The 5,962-nt window shown below is 45.6% G+C and carries 5 protein-coding genes; 3 read left to right on the forward strand and 2 right to left on the reverse strand.

The genetic code is table 11. The features are described from left to right. Positions 1-204: 204 nt before the first annotated feature. On the reverse strand, positions 205-756 hold the full coding sequence (locus AB7U36_RS16735) for a hypothetical protein (RefSeq protein WP_428160838.1): 552 nt from the start codon (positions 754-756) through the stop codon (positions 205-207). Positions 757-1,078: 322 nt separating this feature from the next. After that, positions 1,079-3,511: a flagellar assembly protein A gene (locus AB7U36_RS16740; protein WP_428160839.1), complete on the reverse strand. Its 2,433-nt coding sequence runs from the start codon at positions 3,509-3,511 to the stop codon at positions 1,079-1,081. Between the two features lie 509 nt (positions 3,512-4,020). Between AB7U36_RS16740 and lipB the strand changes: the two genes are divergently transcribed. The 3 genes from lipB to AB7U36_RS16755 all read left to right on the forward strand — a co-directional run. Further along, a complete protein-coding gene (lipB, locus tag AB7U36_RS16745; RefSeq protein WP_428160840.1) occupies positions 4,021-4,722 on the forward strand; it encodes a lipoyl(octanoyl) transferase LipB in 702 nt (233 codons plus the stop codon). Beyond that, complete coding sequence (lipA, locus tag AB7U36_RS16750) at positions 4,719-5,621, forward strand: lipoyl synthase (RefSeq protein WP_428160841.1); 903 nt, start codon at positions 4,719-4,721, stop codon at positions 5,619-5,621. Before lipB ends, lipA begins: the two co-directional genes overlap by 4 nt. Positions 5,622-5,734: 113 nt before the next feature. Next, the coding region (locus AB7U36_RS16755; protein WP_428160842.1) for an NUDIX hydrolase at positions 5,735-5,962 on the forward strand (228 nt) is incomplete at its 3' end.

Raw genomic sequence — 5,962 nt, forward strand, 5'->3', positions numbered from 1 at the left:
ATCAAAAGAATCAGAGAGTTGAGGATTACTATCCTGAACGAATTGTTCGGAAACCATCAAGCAGAACCGGATGAAAAAAATATCAAAGAACAACGAGCCTATGCAAAAAACTAACCGGACACCACTGGTTCAAAATACCGGTTATCGTATTTATATCCCTGCTCCACCAGAAACAACGGGCGGTTTAACGCAAACGCCTGTTCGTCAGTTCCCTTGGACACGACCAGAACCCGCAGGGTATGCCCGGATATCCTTGAGATGCCCCCCAGCCCGATAAATGATGCCGTTACCACCGGAAGACCGGCCGCCCTGGTGGAAAACATCCACGGCTTCTTCCTGGTAATCCCGCAGTGCAAATTCGTTTCCTGATGTGTCCACATCCCTGAGCCTGACAGGCAGGGCATCACCGGTGGTATATCCGCATAGATCTTTAACAGGATACCCGGCCGTGACCAGGGCCTGTTTGACATTCCCCCGCTGGTCGGTTTCCACAAACCACCCGTCCTCTGCGGGTTCTGTCAGCAAACCAGCCAGGTCTTTATTTTTGCCCAGGCGGTTTAAAATGACTTTGTCAAAAACCTGAAGCCGCAGCCGGTCTGAAAATTCCTTTTTCAGGACCAGCAGGCCGTAAATCCCGTACCATTCCTTGATATCCGACAACACATTTCCCGGCGGTTCATACCGGGAAAACCGATGCAGCCCTGAAAGGATCTCCTTATCCCCTGCGGCTTTCGTTTCCACTGCTCGTACTGCCATTGTGTTAAATTGTCCAGACTGAAAACACAGCCCTTGATCCTGAGGAATCCGTTTTGATCAATGGCCAAGGCCGGACGGTCTCCGTGAGGCGTCTCGTCCAAGCGGCGGATATCCGTCAGCAGTTCACGAATCCAGTCTTCCGGTATTGTTCCGGATTGACCGGATTTCAACGGAACTTGCAGATGGCCTTGACATCGGCCTGTGTCAATTCGACACGGCACATTTGTTTTATAATATCAGCTTGTTTCATATTCAAGGATTCCCGGCTTCAATCATGGGCATTGTATATAGAGGGGGTTCAGTTTGTAGTTTTGGAGCAAAATCAATCGTAGTATCCATCTATGGTGATATCGTAATTTCCTGTAATAACATCTTTTATCTCTCTTATGCTGACGCCGTAGATGGATTTTTTGATTACCATTGACGTATGTGCCCCTTTGATAACAGTATTTTTCTCAACCATATTTTTAACACGGATCATGGGGGCTGGGGACAGGGCCGCGGGCTGTTTATGGAGAAGAAGAAAATCCTTTTGAATCATCAGCGCTTCAATTTTTTGTTTCTGCAGGCTGATTTCATGCTGCTTTTCAAAAACTTTTTCCATAATAAATTTTTTTCTTACCTGGTATTCAGCCGTATACCGCTCTGTCCTGTTCGCAGCCGCCCGGTACATATCTGAAATCTCAACCCGTCGCCGGGATAGATAATTTCTCTGCTGGTCAATACTTAACCCTTCGACCTGTTTTATTTCTTCGTCCATATAGGCCAGCGCGTACTCATTATTTAACAGCACCCCACCATTATCTGACGGACCGGTTCCATTGGAAGGTTCATATAATTGGATTTTTTGTCCAAGGGATTCTATGTGTTTCAATTCACCGGCATTGCAGACATTAAGAAGATATGCGAGGATCTGTTTTTTTTCCAAATATTCATTTTGAGTATTGAAATGATTTTGTAATTTCAATGCCAGCTTATCCAGTTCGTCCTGTTCTTGAAGCGTTCTTAAAACAGCTATCTCTTTATCTATTAAACGGTTAACAGCATCTACCTTGAAATTTGGGATATGGCCGATTTCAAGGACAGACGGATATTCCGGGCTGGAATGTACATTATTTAAGATAATGGTTTCCATGGCATGGATTTCACTTGAAAACACATTGGAATTCAAAGCAACAACATTCCGTGATGCGACCACCTTAGCTTGGGTGATATTTTTTGATATGTTCAGATTCCCGCCGGACATGATAATTGTGCGATAATTTGACCTGTCGACAACCGATTCATTTTCCCCGATATCTCCTTTGATATTGATATCTCCCGAGGCATCTACCTTTCCCAGAACATTTCCGGTGATTGACAAGTCGTGGCAAATGACCGCACCACCAGCGTCGATATTACCTTCAACCTTTAAGTTAACATCACGATAGGTTTCTTTGGTATCGACCCCAAGATGCCCTGTCAATGTCTTGGTTTCCCGGTTATGGCGGCAAGGTTCAATAAACAGTGTCCTTTGCTTGAAAAGCACGGGGATGCCGTCCTGGCCGGCAAGAAAATACTCCCCCTTTTTTACCACGCCGTTACCACACATCAAAAGATGCATCCTGGGTTCAATGGGTAATATGGTTTGTCCCATTATATTAGTACCGGGTTTTCCCTGCTTATGGGGGGTGATTTTTGCTAAAACAGCTCCTTTTTTAACCTGGATTTGTGAACTTTGTCCGTTAATGTCAGTATCGGTGGACGATTTAATATCAAAATGGAATTGAACAATTTCATCAATTGGTGGTTCGGGGAAAGTTCCCTGGGCGATTTTTAATTTGTATCCAATTTCAAAGTCAGATAAAAAAACTTTGATCAATTCGTTACTGGTCAATCCAAATCGAATGCCGTTTAGCTTTAACCAATTATGGAAATGATCCAGCTCCATATTTTCAAACGATTCTTTTTTACGATGAACCCATGCTTCCATTTTATCTTGGGAAACCGTGAATTCAAATAATTCATTGAACCGCTTACTTGAACTGATTTCCGATTTGTAAAGGGTAACGGCCTTTTCAAGAGATAACCGGTCTTTTTCAATCTGTTGTTGAATTTTCAAAATAAAGTGAACATTCTGTTCAGTCAACTGAAAAAGTTCTTTTAGTATTTGACCTAGATACCGCTTTTCCCCCCCCGATTCAGCATCTTTTTTCTGAATCCTCAAAGCCTGATTCAATTGCGCAATGGATATGAAATTATATTTGACTGCAATGGCCCCAAAGCGCTTATTTATCGTCACCCGGTCCATTTCAGAAGAGGCAATGTCATAGATCGCCTGTTCAAGAAGATCATCCTGGATTCTATCCTGGGTGAGGAGAATTGCAGTTTTATTAGCCTGGCTCATCACATTTTTTTCAACAAGGATGTCGCCGATTTTTTTGCTTTCCCGATTCTCCCGAAAAAAAATATCCTGGACATTCAACGCATTTTCCACATGCTTTTGGGTGATAAACCGGTTGCTGACGCCAATTTCCCCGAATCGTTTATCAAGCATTTTTATTTTCAGATGATTTTTTAAGGCAAGAAGGTAATTGATTTTTTCCTGTGTCAGGATCTTCGTTTCCTTGAAGATCGTCACGACACTATACCCAGGATCTTTTTGATAAATTGCTATCAGTCGAGACAATATGGCCTGTTCCAGATTTGCAGTGATGAATTTGCATTTTACTGCCAGGGCAATAAGTTGCTGGTTTTCTTTTTGTGTATCTATCATAAAAGACTGGCGTTTTATCTTGTCAACGGTCATCTCTCAAAAGAGCGGCATCCCTGCTTTTGTTCAACGGATATATTCTAAAGTCCATCATCAGATCAACACACCTTTTATAGATCACAGTCATGGCATCTGTCCACCAAAAAGCATGGTTCGAATCATGGGCATACCCATAGCCGCCGCGGTGGCAGGCCCAGGACCCCGAAACAGTACCGAAAAACATGCAGGCAATGACCGTACGCTGCTTTTTATTTATATTGCAGATCCTCCGTCCGAAAATTGACGAAATTAAAACTATATATGAGATTTTTTCATCAATTTCACTCAAATAAATTTATATTTACACAACTTTTTTAAAAATAATTGACTTTATCTTCATGTCGGCGTAATTTTCAAAAAATTTAATCAAGTAAATATTTACGTTATCCTTCAAATAAGACGGGGCTCCATAAAAATCGGGCTGATCAACCATCAACATTACCAGGGAACCCAAACAGGGAAAAGACCAGACCATGACCGGACACACCCTTTCAGCGGATGACAGATGTGCTGCATTTGAGGACCTTGGCATCCGGGATTATGTTCAGGTTCTTGATCTTCAGACTACTGCCCGGGAAGAGATGATCCAGAATCCGGTCCTTGGCGGCCGGGTCCTTTTCGTCCAGCACCCTGCGGTTTACACCTTAGGCAAAAGAGGAGGACGGGAAAACCTTATGGTGCCGGAACGATTTCTGGCCGAAAAAGGGATTGATATTGTCCAGACCGCCAGGGGGGGAAACATCACCTTTCACGGGCCGGGCCAGGCAGTACTCTATCCCATCATCAACTTGGAGCGAGCCAGGATCGGGGTGGCCGATTTTGTCCACGGTCTTGAGGAAATCATGATGAGAACGGCCCGTCAATTCGGTGTCGAGGCCCGAAGGGATCCGCAGAACCATGGTCTCTGGGTGGGGAAGAAGAAAATCGGCAGTGTGGGCCTCTCGATTAAAAAGGGGATTTGTATCCATGGCCTGGCCCTGAATGTCTGTCCTGACCTGACCCCTTTTACCTGGATCAATCCCTGTGGTCTCCAAAATTTATCCATGACTTCCCTTGAACAGGAGACTCTCACTCCCCCCTTTGACCCGAAAGCTTCCATGGAACGGATCAAAGTTCTGTTTTTCACATTTTTCTGCGAAATTTTCGATTTTAACACAAGGAGACCAAACCCATGAATCCCCTTTGCAACTGCCATACGGAAACCCGTTCTTCCGGTTCCGGTGCCATCCGGCAAGGCAAGCCCAGGTGGCTGAAAAAAAGCATGCCCAAAGGCGGGGATTACCAGCGGGTGACCCGGCTTTTATCCGAAGCAGGCCTTCATACTGTTTGCCAGGAAGCAGCCTGTCCCAACATGTTTGAATGCTTTTCAAAAAATACCGCCACGTTCATGATCCTGGGATCCGATTGCACCCGGAACTGCCGGTTCTGCAATGTGACCTCAAACCCTCCGACTCCGGTTGACCCGGATGAACCCCAAAGGGTGGCCGATACCGTACTCAAACTGAAACTGACCTATGTGGTTGTCACGTCCGTTACAAGGGACGATCTTCCCGACGGCGGGGCATCCCTTTTTGCACGTGTGATCCAGGCCATTAAAAAGGCTGGTCCCGGCATCCGGGTGGAAGTCCTGATCCCGGATTTCCAGGGAGATGTCAAGGCCCTTGAAACCGTGGCTGGCGCAGAACCTGACGTGATCAACCACAACATCGAAACTGTTAAGGGTCTTTATTCCAGGGTCCGTCCCCAGGCCCTTTACCAGCGATCCCTTAACCTGATCCGACATGTTACGGAACGCTTTCCCGGCCTGCCGTCCAAGTCCGGCATCATGGTGGGCCTTGGCGAAACACCAGAGGAACTTGGGACTACCTTCCAGGACCTGTACGATCACGGCTGCAATATCCTCACCGTGGGCCAGTACCTTCAGCCCACAAGGAACCACCTTTCCGTGGAAAAATTCTACAGTCCGGAAGAATTTGAACAGCTTGACCGCATGGCCCGGGATATTGGATTTAAACAAGTGGCTGCCGGCCCCTTTGTCAGAAGTTCTTACAAGGCCAGGGAGTTGTTCGAGTGATTTTCCCGATTACGTCACTTCAAAGATTTCCTTTCATAAGGGTTTGTGGTAATAAAATTGTGAGAAAGGCAGCGTTTTAATTTTTTGCAAAACCTTAGGAAGATAGATAACAGATGCCAATAAAATTCTGCACCCAGTGCGGCCATCCCATAACCCGGCAGATCCCTGAGGACGATGACCATGTCCGGGCCGTATGCGACTCATGCGGCCATGTCCACTATGAAAATCCAAAAATGGTTGTGGGCACGATTCCTGTTTTGCAGGACAGGATTTTAATGTGCAAACGCAATATTGAGCCCAAAAAAGGGTGCTGGACCCTTCCTGCCGGATATCTTGAAAAT

It is taken from the genome of Desulfobacter sp. (assembly GCF_050177295.1).